Source organism: Aeromonas sp. sif2416, assembly GCF_019218665.1.
In the GTDB taxonomy this organism is placed as follows: domain Bacteria; phylum Pseudomonadota; class Gammaproteobacteria; order Enterobacterales; family Aeromonadaceae; genus Aeromonas; species Aeromonas encheleia.
Window position 1 is genome coordinate 17926 of record NZ_JAHUXC010000019.1, and the last position, 16444, is coordinate 34369.

Here is a 16444-nt window from a genome sequence, read left to right on the forward strand (position 1 = left end):
ATCAGTCCTCCTCAGGATGGCTAGGCAGCGTGAGCTTGCAGGTGGCCGGCAGCAAGAAGCTTATGGATCAACCATTGCTGCCCTTTGCCGGTGATCGTGGGCGAGAAAGCGAGACGAGTTTCACCATGTGCATCGTATGGCGTCTCGATGACTTCGAAGTAACCCTGCTCGAGATACTGCTGGAAAGGCAGATTGTGACGGTTGCCGCCCTTCATCAAGATCCGCATCTCACGCAGGATGGCGAAAATTTTCTTGGGCCCAATCCCTACGGTTTTGGCGAAATTACCGAGAAGGACACCCTTGTCGGCACCAGCTACTCGATCGGCAAAGTCAGCCTTCGGAGCCTGGATGGCGATTTGTTCTTGAGCTCTCTGCAGCTCCATGGTTTTTCTGTCTATCACTGACTGCGCCACCATCAGCGCCTTGGCTATGATCAGCTCAGGCGTGTCTTGCTCCTGCCCAACGATATAGCCACCGTTCTTGCGAATGCTCGGGATAACCTCAACTGTAACCCAGCGCTTAAACACTCTAGCCTCAGGCTTGGTGCTGCTGAATATGGCTTGATAAAGACCAGACTCATTTATAAGAGATTGATTTACATAGTTTCCTCCAATTTGGAATACCCTTTTCTCCTTGTCGTCTTCATCAATCAGCTTGTTCATGCTGTTGGTTTGGGCATATCCCAATACCGTCGCAATGTCGCTCGCAACGAACCAGGGTTCTCCTTGCTCATCGGTGACGATACGAATGTTGTGGCCTTCGAAGGCTTTGCAGGTCAGGTTGGTCATGGTTGGGTCCTTGGTTGGTTGTCAGTCTGTTCAAATGCTTTCAGCAGCCAGGCGCGCAGCTGGCTGGTCTTGATGTGTTCAGGGGTAACTTCCAGTACGGTCCACCCGAGCAGGGCGGCCTCGTTCATCTTGGTGCGATCCTCTACGAACCCCCTCCCCCGGGTGTGCCGGCCGCCGGAGTGGATCCCCCCGTGGACCTCAAGGGCGATCATGTGGGTGGGCCAGGCGTAGTCGAAGCGCCATTTGCGCTTGGGGTGAAACAGCAGCTCGGTGGTGGGGTCAGGAAGGCCGACCAGCTGGGTCAGAACCTTGTCGTGCAGGCTGGTGACTTGTTGAGCCTTACGCACTTGATTGGCTGCGCTCCTGACCTTGGGGCTGTTACCCAGCAGCCGGGTCGCATCCAGAGCGGTGAGGTGGATCATGCCGCCCTCCCGATGGTGTTTTTGCGCAGCTCAGTGATCTCCCTGGCCACCTGATCCAGCAGCGCCTCCTCGCTACCGTGCTCGGCCTGCCAGGTACGTGGTGCTGCGTGGAAGCCGGTGGGGTAGCAGGCATCGATGATGCCGCGGGCAGAGGGGAAGCACCCGGGTATGGGCGGCACGCTGAGCCATACCGGATCCAGTGCGCACATGATGGATTTCTGCGAGGCTCGGCCCCAGGCCGGCATTGCGACAGGCAATACAACCCAAGGAGGCGACGTCAGAGAGATGCTGTTTATCAGCCCTGGTCTTGCTCATGCAGCCCTCCCATAGGCGGCCACCCAGTCGAAGCCGCGGCGGGATTCATCCCCGAACTTCACGCCCTGCTCAGCGCCAAAGGCCTGCGCCAGCTCGATGAGGTCGCGCATCTCGCGCACGGTCATCTTGGAGGTGGACTTGCCCAGCACTACGAAGCCGTTGCCGTCGATATTCGGCACAACGTCCTGCTGGTACAGAGCGGCACTGAGCACATGCTTCCAGTCCTCCTTGGCGAGCTTGCGGCCGTGCCAGACCACCTGCTCGGCGATGTCAGTGAGGCATGCCCAGAGCATTGAGTTCTGGGCCAGGCTCCGGGTCATCTCCTTGATCTCGATGACCAGAGGCTTGTCCTGGTCAACCGGCAGGCCAGCGACCAACTGGCAAGCACGGGACCGGATTTCAGGGCTGCGGAGGAAATACTTGGGATAGGCGTTCAAGCTACATCCTCCCCTGCCAGTTTCTGGAACAGCTCGATCTGCTCGGGGCTGAACTGAGGGGGAATAGGCTTGATGCTGTGGATGCTGGCGCAGCCGCGTGGGCGAGCTGCAGATAGATCTCGGGTATGTGATTTGGTCATGGTCTGGGTCCTTTTGGTCATACACAGCCGGGTGGTCTAGGTCCGGCACTGACTATGGTACCCACTATCGATAATTTCTGTCACGCACCAGAAACAATCTGAAATCTATTGGTTCACGAAGTAGAACCAATTATCATTTTTAAAATCTGTGGTTATTTTTCGAAAACGTACATCTCGAGATAAAACCGTGACAAAGATCAAATCACCCATCAATTTTGTATTTAACATGACCGGGCATGAAATGGCGGTTCATAAAATGAAGCTGCATGAAATAACTCTTTAACAAGCATGGATGTCACTAAATGGCTGTTACATTGAATGAAAAACCAGTTCGCCTTCTAATGCATGACATGATTGCATCTTTGGGAATCCAACCAGGCCAATCGTTCCCTCGCGAACAAGCTGTCCAGTGGTTCGCACAGAAATACCCTAATGTTAAGCAAGGGACTGTGGCCGCGAACTTGATTAGGACTTCAACAAACGTCCCGACACGTTTGCAATACAGCCCGCAATCAGACGGTACTGATGACCTGTTCTTCAAAATCGACACTTCGCATTTTCGCTTGTACGAACCAGGCAGAGACCCAACACCCATCACAACTCTCACCCCTGTTGTCGATGAATCGCCAGTGGACACACCACTTGAGGGTTCCAGTGAGTTTGCCTACGAGCATGACCTGAGGGACTACTTAGCCAAGAATCTGCACATCATCGAGCCTTCGCTAAAGCTCTATATGGACGAAGGGATTACAGGCGTGGAGTTCCCCGTGGGCGGCCGCTTCATCGACTTACTGGCTGTGGATGGTGCAGGTAACTACGTCGTTATCGAGCTCAAAGTATCGAAGGGCTATGACCGTGTAGTTGGCCAGCTCTTGCGCTACGTAAGCTGGATCAAGAAGAATCATGCTGAGCCGGGACAAACGGTACGTGGAATCATCATTGCCAAGCAGATCAGTGAAGACCTCAAACTTGCTTGTTCAGAAGTCCCTACTGTTTCTCTCTATGAATACTCTCTGTCAGTTGAAGTGATGAAAGTCTCATGATGAGACCACTTATGGATACACGGTCAATAATGGCTCTGGCGACCGATTAAATCGGATAATTGGAGAAAATGTAAATGACGAAATTTATTGCAGGTATGTTCTTTGGTTTGGGGATCGGCATCGCAGTCACAGCAACTGCAGCCCAGCTAGTCGGTGAAACCGGTTATCTCAGTGGCTGGGATGTATCCATCAATGGAGAAACTGTATGTTCAGACCCGTATATCTGGTCAAACACACGAGAAATTGAATGTGATTAACCATTAGTGTCAGCATGTTGCCTAGTGCCACCCTCTACATATGGAACCATTCGAGATACCATGAGGCCCTCTATCCGTGGTCAGCAGTTTCGAGGGGATTTCAGTGGCATTCTGGTGGGTAAACCATAAGCAAACGTACAGTGCAGAAGTCGGTGGCGGCTACATCTGGTCGCCCATGACGAACCGCAATGGCTCGAAGAATCAGACCTATATCAACCTCACGCTGACTCGGCCGGGGGACGTTGTTATCTCCTACGCCGGCGGGCTTATCAAAGCCATTGGCCTGGTTGCAGCACCTTGCAGTGAGAAATCCAAACCTTCTGAGTTCGGCAGCGCCGGCGATTCCTGGTCTGATACTGGCTGGGAGGTTCTCATCGACTGGGAGCTACTGGAGAAACCAATTCGCCCGAAAGACCACCTGGAGTTGATCGCTCCCCTGCTCCCCTCGAAGAACTCACCATTGCAGCCCAACGGTAATGGGAACCAGAGTTGCTACCTTGCCGGCATCAGCGAAGCACTGGGCAATCTTGTGCTCTCACTGGCCAACCGCGTGAACCCCGACTTTACCGATGACATCGTGCAGCACCAGGCTGAACTGGAAGGCGATGCCATCGAAGCAGCCATCAAGGCCTCTACCCTGGAAGTCACAGAGAAGCTGCAGCTCACCAAAGCTCGCATCGGCCAGGGCAACTTCCGTAGAGACCTGGAGAAGATTGAACCTGCATGCCGGGTGACCGGCGTCACCAACAAGGCCCTGCTGATTGCCAGCCACATCAAGCCCTGGTCTAAGTGCGAGGATAACGCCGATCGCCTGGATGGCCACAACGGCCTGCTGCTCTCCCCTCACATCGACAAGCTGTTCGACCGGGGTTGGATTACCTTCACTGACTCCGGCGACCTGCTATGTGCCGAGCCCAGCATCGAGCTGGCTCTGCAGCAGTGGGGCGTTGAGCTGCCCCTGAACGTCGGTCCTTTCAACGCTAAGCAGGCCGCATTCCTCGAGTTCCATCGTGACGAGATTTTCAGATCCTCTCCCGCCACATCTGCCTAAACAATCCCTATCCCGAGCGGGAGCTTCTCTCCCGCTCAACCCTTGCTGGTTTTTCCTGGTTCAGCACAAGGGGGTTGCAGAATGATTTCCAGGTGTACTTGGACATATTGTCAGCCCTCGCTTCCAGCTTGGTGACCCGGATATATCGGGGTGGTAAATTCCTTAGACTGCATAGGCTTGGCTAGGGATAATTTTCTTCCAAGATCTTAGAATACCAACTACATTCAAAAAGATTCATATGATAACATGTAGTCATTTAAACTAATCTAAGCATTAATAATGAAAACAGATAGAAAATTACGTGATGAACTAGATGAAGATGAAAACTACAATAGAGTAAGAAATAAGCTCATGATAATATCGTGTGTATTTCTTACTATAAATGTAGCCGGTATAAAGATAGAAGAAATTAATACTTTTATTTTTAAGCTAAGCATCAGCAATATAAGTAGTTTCAGTATGTTGATGGCTCTAGCTGTTATCTTTCTATGTGCAAGATACTATGCATATTCAGAGGTCTATCGAAAAAAAATCAGCGAGATATGGATTAATCGGTTACTGAGTGATCGACGAGTTTTTAAATACTACCCAGCCGATTCTCAAAGTGAGGAATATAACTCAGGTTTGCTATCATATGCGATAAGTGATTGGCCTGGTGATGAGCCAGGAGCCGCTTCCCCCAGGTATAAAATAGGGTGGGGATATAAGAGATATATCACATATGACCTAAACCAAATTGATGAGCATGATAATTCAGCGGAAATTCCTTTATATAAGTTCACTACGACGTGGACATGTAAAAATTTATTAATGCTTTTGAAGTATGAAGCAAAATATCAAGTAGAGTGTATCATTGGCACCCGAGAATTTTTAGACATATACTCTCCTTATCTTGTCGCCAGTAGTGCCATAATCTCTTATGTTTATACCTATGCTCATTAACTAAAAACACAAATAAATAAAAAGGCCCCTTGCAGGGGCCATTACCTTATACATTAACTTGTGGTTGAATAGCAATTCGTGGTTGTATTTCTGTCAATATTTCAGAGTATGCCTGTAAGATATCACTGAATATTTCTTTATGCTTAGGTGCTTCAAGCGTCACTACAAATGCATACTTGATCGATGGTGCTTTATGCCCTGGAATTTGATCACCACCATCTCTAGCCATATAGTGGAGTTCAAAGCATGGCTTATCCATTTTGTTCCCGATCTTGGACTTTTCAGCATGCAAGACTGTTTCCCATTTGGCTGCATCTCTTCTCAGTTCAGCCTCTGAGGCAGTTTTAACTTGTTGGAAGAACCCCTCACTTTTTTCACCATCTTTAGGCTTCCAACTAATTTCTACACCAGCCTTTGTATACATTGAGGTATCTTGCGGGTCTACAGATGTAGAGAAGCAGCATGTTGCTTTTATTTTCACTTTTCCTATTACCCCGTCCGTCGGTAGTGGTAATAGGACCTTCAGATACTTACCCGGTTGTAATTCGCCTTGATATAAGATCCGAGCAACACCGTCGGGTGACTCAATAATACTCTCAATATCCTCTGGAATTTTCCCCCAACCGATATCTGACTTATCATGGTCAGAAGTCACAGCCGAGTTAACCAATAGGGCTTTGATAGCTATTGGTGATATATCATGTCCCATTATGGCCCGCACACCAACAGCCTGCCTGAGAGCATATGGTGCAGCAAAACTAGTTCCTTGTTGAGGTAGAACCGCTGGTGATGTATTCGAGGAACCTACAACATGGAAATACTCATCATGTGACCCCCCAAATGCCAGTAAGTCTGGTTTGACCCTTCCAGGGGCCCTCCCTGGCCCAACGGCACTGTAAGCTGCCCTTTCCCAAGAAAGATTTGTTGTATTTGCAGAGCCTACCGCAATGGCATTGACACAATCTGAAGGAACTTGGATTCTATTGAGCTTCGTTGCTGAGTCATTTTCTCCATTATTACCTGCAGCAATGGTAACAAATGTCTGCCCATCAGCTAAATACGAATCGATGAGAGATGTCCAAGGATGTACTTCATCATCATCGATAGGAAGGTTTGGCCCTAGGCTAATATTAATGAATTCATACTGTCTCGACAGAAGAATATCTTCTATATGACCTAGCGTCCTATATAATTCGAATTCATTTTCATTATTTACGTCATCGTCTAGAATTCTGTGGTGATCAACCAGAGAAAATGGAACTCGTTGAGCTTTAGATGGATGAAGGGGTCCAAACAAAAAAGCTGATGTCACAGCTAAACCATGCTCTGCTCCACCAGACAACTCTTTTGAGTTAGGGTCTGAAACATGATATCCATTAATTAAAGATGATAATGGATGATTATCCGGTAAGCCTCCATCCAAAATTGCAACTCTAATATCATTGGCTAATGGACGAGACTCTTTCATTACAAAAGGTATATTGGCATGCATAGAACGAACAGTTGGAAGGAATGTTCTAAGCGCAGGCATTGGTCTTACGACTCGGACGAACGAATGCAACGCAAGCTTTTCTATTTGGTCTCGGTTGGCTTTTACTGGAAGGAACCATAAATTCGATACTGTTATAGAGATATCATCATGAACCTCAACACCTATAGACTCAGCATAATTCAAAAACGAGGTTTTGATGAAGTCGGATGTATGATCAGGTAGTAAATGAAGTCCGACTTCGTATTCACCTTTATCATTTAGGTCGCCGGGCATAACCTTGGATTTTCGATTAACAGAGTCTATGCTCCAAATTTTTAGCAGATCGTCAGCACCTGGAGATTCTTCTGTGAAATCGTTTAGCCGCTTACTGAAATCATTTATTTGTGAGCGGCGCCCAGCTAGAAATATGCTTGTTGTAGGACTATCTTCAGGCTTTCCCTTCCTTGTCCATTTATCTGGCCTTACTGTCGTTGCCCTACTGCCAACAGAATAGACCCCCATCTCTCTAAACAACTTAGATGGGAAATGACCTTTTGCAATAAAAGACGGATGTAGGGTCAGACGTGTAACAACATAATCTTTAGGGCAGAGAGCTTGATCCAGTGTATCCAACTCACTTGTAAGCTTATTTAACTGAGGGGATAGCCTCGCCTTAACTTCAGACAAGGTGTATAAACTTGTCGAAGGAGGTTTCATTTTTGGAGGTGGAGTTAATTTTGCTAACAACTCACCATTCCCAATAATGTAGTTCTTCTTTTTCATATATCCCCTCAAAAAATGTTAATTTTTTACTAGTTTCTTTCTTATTGTATCTCGACTTACCCCAAATATATTTGAGGCTTTTTGCTGAGAGAAACCGGAATCCGTTACTAAACGCACTGCCAGGTCTATTTTTTCAGCTCTAGACATTAGTTCCATGTCCGGGATTAAAATCTTAACCAATTTATCATTAAACCCAGCAGGGTCTAATAATTTCATTTTCCTCAACTTTACAATTGTTCTTCTAATATTACTGTAAGATGAGCCTTGTAAGCTGACCAGTATCAATTCTATAAGAGGCTTAAACTCATCGACATCATTACCTAAAAAGAAAGAAATTGCTTTTCTTGCTTCATCTAAAGATGGATTGCTAAATTTAACTTCCAAATCAAAGCGTCGCCACAGCGCAGGATCAACTAAATCTGGATGGTTGGTTGCAGCTATCAGCAAACTTTCAGCAGGCCACGATTCCAACTCTTGAAGCATGATTGTCACCAATCGTTTGAGCTCCCCCACATCAGCTTCATCACTGCGCCTCTTGGCAATAGCATCAATTTCATCGAGTAATAACACACATGGGTGAGATTTAGCAAACTCAATAACGGCGCGAAGATTAGCCCCAGTTTTCCCTAAATAGCTACTCATCACTGCGGTGAGATCAAGCACGTAAAAAGGTAGCTGGAGCTGGTTTGCCAACCATCTTGCTGTCATTGTTTTACCCACACCAGGTGGCCCTTGGAAAATCAAGGAGCTTGCAGGTAATAATCCGAATTTTTTGAGTTTCTCTGCAGATTTCTTCTCCTGGATGACCTGAAGCAACGCCTGTTTCAGGCCATCCTCCAACATTGGCTCTTCCACATAACCATCAATTGGAAAGGTTTTTAACAAAGGAAGGTCATTTTCACCTGATGTTGTCGGCATACCACCACCTGTATAGGAAGTGGAATCAGCTCTTCGCATCACGGATGCAGAGCGAGCTGGACTGGTTTTCAGTAACTCTTCGAGTTGACCACCTAACTCAGGAGATGACTTTTTGAATTTCCTGACCATTTTGCCAAGATACAGGCGCACATCAGAGTCCCGGCCAGACAGGGCTAACTTAGACAACGAAACTAGTTCATCAGGCTTGATCATAGGGCTCCACTCGCTTCCATGCCACCACGTGCTGTGGCATGACTAAATCTAAATTAAGGATGGCATTCTAGCCACCAAGCAACCCCTTTACCATACCCAATGCGCATTAAGATGTGACTAGTTACAGAAAAAAATCTGTTATGTAGCCATATCGTCCGCGCCTAGTATGACTTCCCTTCGGACTCGATTAGATGAAGCCATTCGACAGCAGCAGTGAAACACTCAAGTGATGTAAGCGGTTGAGCACGTAAACTCCGGATTACCTGTAAATGCCCATGGATGGTTTCTACAGTACCACCCAGGGCTCATTAGCTCCTTCGACGTAAAAATGCTCAACCCCCCCTTCCTACAGAACTTTGTAAAATCTGTGATCCCCTCCTGATTCAGTGCTCATTACACTCAACAATCGGAACCATATGAGTTACGATTCCTCTACGGTACCCAAGCGCCATGCAAGGCCTACCCATGACAATGAACTGTCATCTGATCACAGGTCAAAAGCAGCATCTGGGGGCTGTAACCTAAGGGCGGTAGCTATTTTTTCATTAGTTTCCACTACCCTTCTATTGGAACGACACGGACATGTTTATCCACTGCTGACAAGGAGAAACCCTATGGGTGAATGGTCAGAGTATTTTGAAGACTTCCCGGAAGAGAACCCGGCAAACTGGGTCAACGGACAGTTCAATCCTCAGCTGGCGCAAGAGATTAGTGATCATGAGGATCGGTTGAGAGGAGCCACCAACAAAGCCCGCTCAGAAATCAATGCCGTCATCCTGAACGCATGGCTTAAAAAGAAAGAGGCTGCGTATCTCCTGACTGAAGACTGTCCACAATGCGGCCTTCATGAACTGAGCACCTACAAGATCAGCGACACATTCTACCTCTGTGAATGCCAGGACTGTGGCATCCACGGTAGAGGTGAGACTCATGCCTTGGCACTTAAAAGCACCTTCGATGCCATCGGTGATGGGCTTGACTGGAGAGATAACACCATTCATTTTGAGTAATGGCTGAACAGAAAATCACCAAGCTTGTTACAAACTTTCTGTATATAGATAGTAAATAGCCAAAAAGTTATTAAGGATAATATAAATGAATCGCACATCTGATGAGCTAGATGCTGTCGCCAGCGAATGTTTAAATTTATTAATTGTCTACTATACATATAGAGAAATGGCAAATAACTACGACTTCAGCTCTGGCTCACGCTTTGACATGCATCGTTGGTGGGTTTGCCTCCGCACTTTAGAAAACGATATTATTCTACGTCTATGTCGGCTGGATGATGATGATAAAAACAATCATTCCTTGCGTGAAGCTATGCGTAGCGTAAGGGAAGATATACCAACGATATTGTCAAAATCGTTAGATAAGAAGCTAAAAGAATACCGCCAGCTGATTAACCCCCTTAAAATAAAATCTAGGAACTACTTTTTGGCACACATGAGTAAATCTGCATTAGTTCAACACGACCCTCAAGGAGGACTGGGTAAATATATAGAGGCCGTTATTAACATTTTTGACTCCATTGCAGGAATAAAGCAGGAGTATTTTTTATCTGTCGGCTCATTAGAGAAGAAATTAAATTTGAGGGAGGAATTATCAGGCTGTAAATAACAGAAAGCCAAACTAGTTTAATATCACCAGCTAAGGCCTATGCTTAACTTGAACATCACATATATTAATTAGGAAGTAGTATAAGAATGTATACTGTTCTAATCTATGGTTTTCCATTAACCCTGCTCATTTTCGAGTGGGGACTTCGAACTATGCTCACTGTTGACTCTACGGGGTTTGCTGGACCAACACTTGCTGCAGCTGGCTTATCCTTTTTAATGCCTTTAATAAAACCAAAACAAAAGACCATACCAGGCCATGAAAATGTAATAGCGATATCCAAAGCTGAAGCAGCCTTTATGCCTTTTTTGTGGTTTTTTGTATTCGTTTTTCTATTCAGCTGGACATGGTCATGTTATATGTCATTGATATTTCCGCTAGATAAAACATTTGGCTTTGATAGTCATCTTGTCATAGGTGGCACACTTTACAGCATTAGTTTAATATTAACTGGTATTAAGGAGAAAGTATAATGGATGAATTATCCACTCTTATAATTGCCGGTTCATTAATTCCTGCCATTTCATTTCTTGTCAAGAAATTTATTGTAGATAAGATATTTTCAGGTTTAGAGAATGAGATCTCAATAAAAGATGTAAATGGTAAAATTATTAAATTTACTGTCAACACAAATACCTCAAACGAGGAGATACGGGATATATTCGAATCTGAGTTACAGTTTGAAGAAACAGTAGAGAGAAATCTTAATGACTTCATTCGCTCGCACAGCAAACACAAAATTCAATTGTCACATGGAAAAAACATTGACTTCCTCCTGCATTATAATAATAAAAAAATAGGCATCGAAGCCAAAGCAAATGCCAACAGATTTAAAGCAAAGTGGATTTCAAATTATTTCAAAGAAAACAAGGATATTGACGAGTTGATAATTATCATAAATTCAAAAATACCACATGACTTCATTAAAGAGATCAATAATAATGATAGGATAAAATTTATCTCATCTCCAAAGGGAAAGGGATTATCAAAGTCTATAAATAATGTTTTAGAAGCGGACTTAAAACTTAATAAAACATAGCCATGAACCGAACTTTGGGAAAAGACGTTTTTCAATGAACTAGGCTGATTATAGGATAGTCATATAAAACGACACCTCAAGACTGTGCAGCTCTAGTTATCACCTAACACCGGCCTGAGGCCGGTGTACCGCTTCCTTTCCTGAACAACGCCTTGAGGCTAGCAACCCTCCGTTGCCCCGTCTCCTGCTAGAACTCAGGGCTGTGCAGGGCCTCCTCTCTGAGCCTTCATACCACCTTTCCCGTCACAGCCACGCCCTGGCGCATCTTCTCGGCCACAACCTGCTCCAGCTCTCTGGTCACTGCATCGGCAGGCACTGTTCGATCCCGCTGAAACACCCGCACCTCAGCCTCCATCTCACACGCCCGGATAGACACCTGACAGCCCACCGGGGCTGCTCGGGGTGAAGGACATCGCAGCTGGATCACCGCCCTAACCTCTGCCGGCCGCGGTGCATACTGCCGATCGGCATCCTCCCCAAGCTGCAGCATCGCCTCGCGGATTTGCTGTGCGTTGAAGCCCTTGAGCAGACTTCCCCAGGCCAGCGCTACTCCACGGGCATTGCTGTCCAACTGGTTGGCACTTGCAGGCCATAGTCCTGCCATCAGCGGCAGCAGCTCCTCGGCCAGGAACACCGCCATGCGAGCACTGACCTGCAGCGCGTCCCCTGGTGCGCTCAGGGTCGTCGCCTCGTTAGAGCGGAGTGCTGTCGTCATAGTCTCCCCTCCCCGACTCTCTGAGTGCCTGAGCGGCCTGCTGGGCGGCCTGGATATTGGCCAAGGGCTTCCGCTGTGCCGCGGTTCGGAACGAGCTGGCTGCCCGGCGAATCCAGTTGCGCCAGGTCTTCTCCCAGTCGAGTTTGACCGCCTTGGCGCCCGGCAGCGCCTGCCAGTAATCGGCGAACGTTGCCGCCTCCATCAGGATCCGCTCTCTGGGGAGCCCTGTCTCTTGGATAGCCCACCTCCCCCACTCGCCTGGAAGTACCCAGTCGTTCGGCAAACGGGTACCTCGACGCGGAGTTTCGCTTGCGGGGCGTTTTTCCCCCTTGGGGGATACAGGGGGGATCTTTGGATCAATGACTGGTTCTAAAGAGTGACTGATTCTATGTGCAGCTCCTGCACTAGTGGTCTGTGCATCTGCTGCACATACCATGTGAATCTCCTGCACATTTGGATGTGCGGTTCCTGCACCATCAAGCGTCAGGATATACACGTTAGATCGCTTACCTGCAGGCCCAATGCGGGAGCTTTTTTGTAGCAACCCAGTCTCACAAAGCGCCTCAATATGGGTAATGACTGAACGCCTGGAGATCTCACACTGATCGGCAATATGCTGGTGAGAAGGCCAACACTCGCCGGTATCACTGGCGTTATCCGCCAGCTTGATGAGCACGAGCTTCCGCAATGGATTACCCACCTTGATGCTCATGGCCTTGGCCATCAGTAGCATGCTCATGCTGCCACCTCCTGCTCGAGCAGTGAGGAATGGCGGCAATAGCGCAAGAGTTCGGCCCCAGGGGCCTGGGTTGTGATGGTCATCGTTGGGTCCTGATAACACCCGGTGGTAAGTCGGGTGTGAGAGATGATTAAGCGCTAACTTGGGCCTCGGCACGCTCAACGGTGCGTGCTTGAAGCTCACGGGCCAGGCGCAATGCCTGCCGATCGGTGCCGGCGGCGTGCGCAGTCGGGATAAGCGCGGTATCCAGCTCAAGCGCCAGCTCGTGCATAACCGCTTTCAGGATGATGTTGTCCCGATAGCAGACATGTTGTGAGGCAGGGCGCGGCGGCCTGGGTTGCGTAGTCATAGGGTTACCTCCCGAGAACGAAGTTGATGAGTTTTTGCAGGGGACGCTTTGGTCTTTCCTCGTCATATACCGCTTCATCCTCTGGAGTGAACAGCAGCAGGCCGCGCTCAGGCAGGCCAGAGCCATCCAGGATCTCTTCCACGGTGACGGGTGGGTAACCCTGCTCGATGAGGCTCCGATTGGCCCGTTTGACGGCTCTCGTCAGGATCTGGGGTTCGTGCTGAGATATGGCTTTAAGTAGGATCAGTAACGAGGTGCGAGCAAATGAGGTTTCAGTCATCTGCAGCTCTGCGCCGACTTCTTGCCAGACGCGGCGCTGTGCCGGGTTGCCGCGTACTCGCAGTGGAGAAATGGCATCCATTTTTTCGTGATCAGACAGTGCTGGTCGTCCCATTGGGTTGGTCCTCTATTGGTAATGACTCAGGCCGGTGGTTAGGCGGCCTGTTGGGTGAGATGGTCTTGCTCTTTGTTCAGTGGGTAATCCTCCAGTCCCAGGCGCAGCTCGCCATTGCTGGCAATGACAAAACTGACTGCATGCTGGGCCGGGATCACCTCATCCCACTTCACGGCAAGGCTGCGGGAGATGCCGATGGCTTTCGTGGCACGGGCCATATTGCCGAAATATTCAATCACGTCTTGCTTCTTCATTGGTCGGGTCCTTGGTGTGGGTCACTGGCAATCGTTCACTATCGTAACCAATGAGAACGCAATACTCAACAACCAATGAGAACGACATACATCATAAAATTTGTTCACAATCGATAACTTGCAGCAGGCGACATGAAACCTTCATTTAACGAACGAGTCAGGGCGAGAATGGAAGAGCAAGGTCTTGGTGTATCCGAGATAGCCAGGAGGGCCGGTATATCCAAATCCCTTGTGTCAAACCTTCTAAGTAACCCTCTCAAAGACGTTCGGGTTTCCACTTTGTTCGGCCTCGCAAAAGCTCTATCGGTAGATCCAATCGAGCTATACACCGGTCGCCCGTCTATTGAAGTGGTTAGCGACTTGGTAAATAGCGTTTATCGAATACCAGTGCTCACGATTGATGAAGTGTTGCAACACCCGACTGATTCGCTCCCGCTTGTCAGCTCAGACAGAATGCTGCTCACCGAAATGCCTGGAGCGCTTATTGGGGTCGAAGCTCCCAACGATCAGCTATCCAAGCAAGGGATCGTGCAAGGCGATGTATGTGTGATCGATCTTGGGGTAAACAAGATAGAAGCAGATGCAGTTTTACTCGTGCAAATAACTCGAGCCAACCAAGCCAAACTTCTTCGAGCCATACCGGCGATTGAGGGGTGGGCCTTTGGTGTTGATGATGAACGCCTTCCTGTAATCTCCTCGAAAGATGTGATCATTCTTGGGAGAATGGTTGAGCGTAGAGGTTGAGCCATCGTTCAGAGACCCGCTAATCCACAACCAATAGCACCAGCTAAACCGCATCCCAACAGGCCCCGCCACTAGGCGGGGCTTTTTTATTCGAAAAATTCACGATCGTGTATTGACCTATCGTTCTCGATCGATAACAATCTATCTCGTCAACTATCGAGAACACCTGAGTTGCGGTTCGATAGATAAGATTCCACCTCACTTAGAGCCCGCTTGAACCAAACCAGAGGACCAACCATGAAAGTGAACGATCCAGTGCAGTACACCAACCCCCGGACCCGCGTCACCGTTCCGGCAGTGATCACCAACATCACTGACCTCGGCAAACGCCGCGGTGGCGGCCTGTTCTACACCGTCAAGACCAAGGCCGGTAAAGAACACAAGGCCCGTGCAGCCTGCCTGCAAGCTGCAGCGTAACCAGATGCTCCCGCCGAGCGCGGGAGCACTCAACCGCATGAGCATTGAGTCAGTGCTCAACCGGTTGAGACGAATCATCGACCACCAGCAACAGGACCCGCCCCTAACCAGGGAAAAGTAGAAGGCGCCTGACCAGCGCGTAAGAACGACAAAGCCCGCACAAGGCGGGCTTTGAAGGACCGGGAACCACCCCGGCCAAGATAGATTGCCAGGGGACCAACCCCAACAATCAGGACCCATCCAAGCCAAAGCGAGGAAGGAGTTAACGAGGACCAACCCGTCAACAGGAGCAAATGTACCATGACCAAGCGCATTTTTTCCAGAGCCGCGTATCGCGCCGACCAGATGATTGCAGCCATCGCCGACCGACTGAACGGCAACGCCGCCCGTCGTCGGGTCATCAAGCAACGCCTGCATCTGGCCATGATGGCCACCGAGCAACACCACATCGTTGCAGCTCGGGCCGCCCAGCTTCGCAGCACCGGTTTCACCAGGCACAGCGCCCTCCTCCACTGGCGCGCAGAGTTCCACCGCAACGCCGTCTGACCCGGGCCTGGCGCTTCCCTGATAGCGCCGTAGCCAAAGCCTCTTTCTCAAGCACCGCAAGGATGCTTTGGCTTCGCTCACGCCAAATTCGGCTGAGCTTGCTCTTTAACAACCTGGAACCGGCTCACAACCACAAATCCCGATGCCGGTAGGGATGCGCCGATAACCCGTCAAACCGGAAAGCGGTGTGTGAACGTGAAGGGTGCCGGCTTGCGAGCCGGCATCCCAAAATAGCGTGAACAGCGCGATGTTTTGGGATGGGCAGAATGTAATGAGCTCACCGCTAACTGCCATAATTACCCTACTAATAACAAGGAGGGGTTATGGGTCGATCTAGGATGATACTTAATACGATATTACTGGGGTTATCACTACTGGCGGCACCCGTTGCTATGGCCACGTCGGCTGATCTGGCCACACTGATGACTGCGGCCGAGAAAGGTGATGTAAACGCTCAATACCTTGTCGGAGCGTCTTATTATGACGGCCAAGGTGTGGCCAAAGACCATACAAAGGCCGCTAGCTGGTTTCTGAAAGCCGCTGAGCAGGGAAATGCTGATGCGCAATACATACTTGGTCATATGTACTTGAAAGGTCAGGGGGTGACCCTAAACTATAAGCAAGCCGCCAGCTGGTTAGCTAAAGCGGCGGAACAAGGTAATGCCGAGGCACAGTTGAAGTTTGGATTGATGCAAAGCGAAGGGATGGGCCTGCCACAAAAAGAGCCTGTAAATCCAATTGTGTAACCGCCCACGAATAAGTAACTTTTTCAAAAGGATACCTTCGTGGGTAAGCAAATGGACCAAGACAAACTCAAAGCACTGGCTGCTGAGCTGGCCAAAGACAT

24 protein-coding genes are annotated in these 16444 nt (G+C 48.8%); 12 read left to right on the forward strand and 12 right to left on the reverse strand.

The window, feature by feature from the left end; genetic code table 11:
* Window positions 1-20: 20 nt before the first annotated feature.
* The 5 genes from KW821_RS21000 to KW821_RS21020 all read right to left on the reverse strand — a co-directional run bounded on the left by KW821_RS21000 (window position 21) and on the right by KW821_RS21020 (window position 2102).
* Window positions 21-788 (reverse strand): phage antirepressor KilAC domain-containing protein, encoded by a 768-nt coding sequence (locus KW821_RS21000; protein WP_218292795.1) that lies wholly within the window; start codon window positions 786-788, stop codon window positions 21-23.
* Complete coding sequence (locus KW821_RS21005; RefSeq protein ID WP_218292796.1) at window positions 785-1210, reverse strand: hypothetical protein; 426 nt, start codon at window positions 1208-1210, stop codon at window positions 785-787. Before KW821_RS21005 ends, KW821_RS21000 begins: the two co-directional genes overlap by 4 nt.
* 72 nt (window positions 1211-1282) lie before the next feature.
* Window positions 1283-1525: a Ref family recombination enhancement nuclease gene (locus KW821_RS21010; protein ID WP_256353599.1), complete on the reverse strand. Its 243-nt coding sequence runs from the start codon at window positions 1523-1525 to the stop codon at window positions 1283-1285.
* Window positions 1522-1962 (reverse strand): recombination protein NinB, encoded by a 441-nt coding sequence (locus KW821_RS21015; protein WP_218292797.1) that lies wholly within the window; start codon window positions 1960-1962, stop codon window positions 1522-1524. Before KW821_RS21015 ends, KW821_RS21010 begins: the two co-directional genes overlap by 4 nt.
* The gene (locus KW821_RS21020; RefSeq protein ID WP_218292798.1) at window positions 1959-2102 is read right to left on the reverse strand and encodes a hypothetical protein; all 144 of its coding nucleotides are present in this window, start codon (window positions 2100-2102) and stop codon (window positions 1959-1961) included. The genes KW821_RS21015 and KW821_RS21020 overlap by 4 nt, the downstream gene beginning before the upstream one ends.
* A 302-nt stretch (window positions 2103-2404) precedes the next feature.
* On the opposite strand from KW821_RS21020, the gene KW821_RS21025 reads away from it, so the two are divergent.
* The 4 genes from KW821_RS21025 (at window position 2405) to KW821_RS21040 (ending at window position 5395) form a co-directional block, all read left to right on the forward strand.
* Complete coding sequence (locus tag KW821_RS21025) at window positions 2405-3145, forward strand: endonuclease NucS domain-containing protein (protein WP_218292799.1); 741 nt, start codon at window positions 2405-2407, stop codon at window positions 3143-3145.
* Window positions 3146-3219: 74 nt separating this feature from the next.
* Window positions 3220-3402, forward strand: a complete 183-nt coding sequence (locus KW821_RS21030) for a hypothetical protein (protein WP_218292800.1) — start codon at window positions 3220-3222, stop codon at window positions 3400-3402.
* A gap of 76 nt (window positions 3403-3478) precedes the next feature.
* The gene (locus KW821_RS21035) at window positions 3479-4453 is read left to right on the forward strand and encodes an HNH endonuclease (RefSeq protein WP_218292801.1); all 975 of its coding nucleotides are present in this window, start codon (window positions 3479-3481) and stop codon (window positions 4451-4453) included.
* 279 nt (window positions 4454-4732) lie between these two features.
* Window positions 4733-5395 carry a hypothetical protein gene (locus tag KW821_RS21040; RefSeq protein WP_218292802.1) on the forward strand — a complete coding sequence of 221 codons (663 nt, stop codon included), beginning with the start codon at window positions 4733-4735 and terminating at the stop codon, window positions 5393-5395.
* A 46-nt stretch (window positions 5396-5441) separates the two neighbouring features.
* Here the strand turns inward: KW821_RS21040 and KW821_RS21045 are convergent, their stop codons facing one another.
* A complete protein-coding gene (locus KW821_RS21045; protein WP_218292803.1) occupies window positions 5442-7649 on the reverse strand; it encodes a S8 family peptidase in 2208 nt (735 codons plus the stop codon).
* Between the two features lie 18 nt (window positions 7650-7667).
* The gene (locus KW821_RS21050; RefSeq protein WP_218292804.1) at window positions 7668-8780 is read right to left on the reverse strand and encodes an AAA family ATPase; all 1113 of its coding nucleotides are present in this window, start codon (window positions 8778-8780) and stop codon (window positions 7668-7670) included.
* Window positions 8781-9394: 614 nt separating this feature from the next.
* On the opposite strand from KW821_RS21050, the gene KW821_RS21055 reads away from it, so the two are divergent.
* From KW821_RS21055 to KW821_RS21070, 4 genes are all read left to right on the forward strand, one after another.
* A complete protein-coding gene (locus KW821_RS21055) occupies window positions 9395-9790 on the forward strand; it encodes a hypothetical protein (RefSeq protein ID WP_218292805.1) in 396 nt (131 codons plus the stop codon).
* Between the two features lie 85 nt (window positions 9791-9875).
* Window positions 9876-10400 carry a hypothetical protein gene (locus tag KW821_RS21060; RefSeq protein WP_218292806.1) on the forward strand — a complete coding sequence of 175 codons (525 nt, stop codon included), beginning with the start codon at window positions 9876-9878 and terminating at the stop codon, window positions 10398-10400.
* Between the two features lie 86 nt (window positions 10401-10486).
* On the forward strand, window positions 10487-10873 hold the full coding sequence (locus tag KW821_RS21065; protein ID WP_218292807.1) for a hypothetical protein: 387 nt from the start codon (window positions 10487-10489) through the stop codon (window positions 10871-10873).
* Entirely contained in the window at window positions 10873-11439 is a 567-nt protein-coding gene (locus tag KW821_RS21070) for a hypothetical protein (protein WP_218292808.1), read from the forward strand. Before KW821_RS21065 ends, KW821_RS21070 begins: the two co-directional genes overlap by 1 nt.
* Before the next feature lie 226 nt (window positions 11440-11665).
* Here the strand turns inward: KW821_RS21070 and KW821_RS21075 are convergent, their stop codons facing one another.
* The 5 genes from KW821_RS21075 to KW821_RS21095 all read right to left on the reverse strand — a co-directional run bounded on the left by KW821_RS21075 (window position 11666) and on the right by KW821_RS21095 (window position 13890).
* Complete coding sequence (locus KW821_RS21075; RefSeq protein ID WP_218292809.1) at window positions 11666-12154, reverse strand: hypothetical protein; 489 nt, start codon at window positions 12152-12154, stop codon at window positions 11666-11668.
* Window positions 12132-12893: a helix-turn-helix domain-containing protein gene (locus tag KW821_RS21080; protein WP_218292810.1), complete on the reverse strand. Its 762-nt coding sequence runs from the start codon at window positions 12891-12893 to the stop codon at window positions 12132-12134. Before KW821_RS21080 ends, KW821_RS21075 begins: the two co-directional genes overlap by 23 nt.
* A 130-nt stretch (window positions 12894-13023) precedes the next feature.
* Entirely contained in the window at window positions 13024-13242 is a 219-nt protein-coding gene (locus tag KW821_RS21085; RefSeq protein WP_050716671.1) for a hypothetical protein, read from the reverse strand.
* Window positions 13243-13246: 4 nt separating this feature from the next.
* Window positions 13247-13636, reverse strand: a complete 390-nt coding sequence (locus KW821_RS21090; protein WP_218292811.1) for a hypothetical protein — start codon at window positions 13634-13636, stop codon at window positions 13247-13249.
* Between the two features lie 38 nt (window positions 13637-13674).
* Window positions 13675-13890: a Cro/CI family transcriptional regulator gene (locus KW821_RS21095; RefSeq protein ID WP_218292812.1), complete on the reverse strand. Its 216-nt coding sequence runs from the start codon at window positions 13888-13890 to the stop codon at window positions 13675-13677.
* Window positions 13891-14058: 168 nt separating this feature from the next.
* Here KW821_RS21095 and KW821_RS21100 point away from each other — a divergent pair, with 168 nt between their 5' ends.
* The 4 genes from KW821_RS21100 (at window position 14059) to KW821_RS21115 (ending at window position 16343) form a co-directional block, all read left to right on the forward strand.
* On the forward strand, window positions 14059-14634 hold the full coding sequence (locus KW821_RS21100; protein WP_218292813.1) for a helix-turn-helix transcriptional regulator: 576 nt from the start codon (window positions 14059-14061) through the stop codon (window positions 14632-14634).
* A gap of 237 nt (window positions 14635-14871) precedes the next feature.
* A complete protein-coding gene (locus KW821_RS21105; RefSeq protein WP_218292814.1) occupies window positions 14872-15051 on the forward strand; it encodes a hypothetical protein in 180 nt (59 codons plus the stop codon).
* A gap of 300 nt (window positions 15052-15351) precedes the next feature.
* Window positions 15352-15597, forward strand: a complete 246-nt coding sequence (locus KW821_RS21110; RefSeq protein WP_218292815.1) for a hypothetical protein — start codon at window positions 15352-15354, stop codon at window positions 15595-15597.
* Window positions 15598-15920: 323 nt separating this feature from the next.
* On the forward strand, window positions 15921-16343 hold the full coding sequence (locus tag KW821_RS21115) for a tetratricopeptide repeat protein (RefSeq protein ID WP_218292816.1): 423 nt from the start codon (window positions 15921-15923) through the stop codon (window positions 16341-16343).
* Window positions 16344-16444 lie beyond the last annotated feature (101 nt).

Excerpts from the sequence above, each read along its gene's own strand:
- KW821_RS21000 (WP_218292795.1), bottom strand. The coding sequence starts at position 788 with ATGACCAACCTGACCTGCAAAGCCTTCGAAGGCCACAACATTCGTATC.
- KW821_RS21005 (WP_218292796.1), bottom strand. The coding sequence starts at position 1,210 with ATGATCCACCTCACCGCTCTGGATGCGACCCGGCTGCTGGGTAACAGC.
- KW821_RS21010 (WP_256353599.1), bottom strand. The coding sequence starts at position 1,525 with ATGAGCAAGACCAGGGCTGATAAACAGCATCTCTCTGACGTCGCCTCC.
- KW821_RS21020 (WP_218292798.1), bottom strand. The coding sequence starts at position 2,102 with ATGACCAAATCACATACCCGAGATCTATCTGCAGCTCGCCCACGCGGC.
- KW821_RS21025 (WP_218292799.1), top strand. The coding sequence starts at position 2,405 with ATGGCTGTTACATTGAATGAAAAACCAGTTCGCCTTCTAATGCATGAC.
- KW821_RS21030 (WP_218292800.1), top strand. The coding sequence starts at position 3,220 with ATGACGAAATTTATTGCAGGTATGTTCTTTGGTTTGGGGATCGGCATC.
- KW821_RS21040 (WP_218292802.1), top strand. The coding sequence starts at position 4,733 with ATGAAAACAGATAGAAAATTACGTGATGAACTAGATGAAGATGAAAAC.
- KW821_RS21045 (WP_218292803.1), bottom strand. The coding sequence starts at position 7,649 with ATGAAAAAGAAGAACTACATTATTGGGAATGGTGAGTTGTTAGCAAAA.
- KW821_RS21050 (WP_218292804.1), bottom strand. The coding sequence starts at position 8,780 with ATGATCAAGCCTGATGAACTAGTTTCGTTGTCTAAGTTAGCCCTGTCT.
- KW821_RS21055 (WP_218292805.1), top strand. The coding sequence starts at position 9,395 with ATGGGTGAATGGTCAGAGTATTTTGAAGACTTCCCGGAAGAGAACCCG.
- KW821_RS21060 (WP_218292806.1), top strand. The coding sequence starts at position 9,876 with ATGAATCGCACATCTGATGAGCTAGATGCTGTCGCCAGCGAATGTTTA.
- KW821_RS21065 (WP_218292807.1), top strand. The coding sequence starts at position 10,487 with ATGTATACTGTTCTAATCTATGGTTTTCCATTAACCCTGCTCATTTTC.
- KW821_RS21070 (WP_218292808.1), top strand. The coding sequence starts at position 10,873 with ATGGATGAATTATCCACTCTTATAATTGCCGGTTCATTAATTCCTGCC.
- KW821_RS21075 (WP_218292809.1), bottom strand. The coding sequence starts at position 12,154 with ATGACGACAGCACTCCGCTCTAACGAGGCGACGACCCTGAGCGCACCA.
- KW821_RS21080 (WP_218292810.1), bottom strand. The coding sequence starts at position 12,893 with ATGAGCATGCTACTGATGGCCAAGGCCATGAGCATCAAGGTGGGTAAT.
- KW821_RS21085 (WP_050716671.1), bottom strand. The coding sequence starts at position 13,242 with ATGACTACGCAACCCAGGCCGCCGCGCCCTGCCTCACAACATGTCTGC.
- KW821_RS21090 (WP_218292811.1), bottom strand. The coding sequence starts at position 13,636 with ATGGGACGACCAGCACTGTCTGATCACGAAAAAATGGATGCCATTTCT.
- KW821_RS21095 (WP_218292812.1), bottom strand. The coding sequence starts at position 13,890 with ATGAAGAAGCAAGACGTGATTGAATATTTCGGCAATATGGCCCGTGCC.
- KW821_RS21100 (WP_218292813.1), top strand. The coding sequence starts at position 14,059 with ATGGAAGAGCAAGGTCTTGGTGTATCCGAGATAGCCAGGAGGGCCGGT.
- KW821_RS21105 (WP_218292814.1), top strand. The coding sequence starts at position 14,872 with ATGAAAGTGAACGATCCAGTGCAGTACACCAACCCCCGGACCCGCGTC.
- KW821_RS21110 (WP_218292815.1), top strand. The coding sequence starts at position 15,352 with ATGACCAAGCGCATTTTTTCCAGAGCCGCGTATCGCGCCGACCAGATG.
- KW821_RS21115 (WP_218292816.1), top strand. The coding sequence starts at position 15,921 with ATGGGTCGATCTAGGATGATACTTAATACGATATTACTGGGGTTATCA.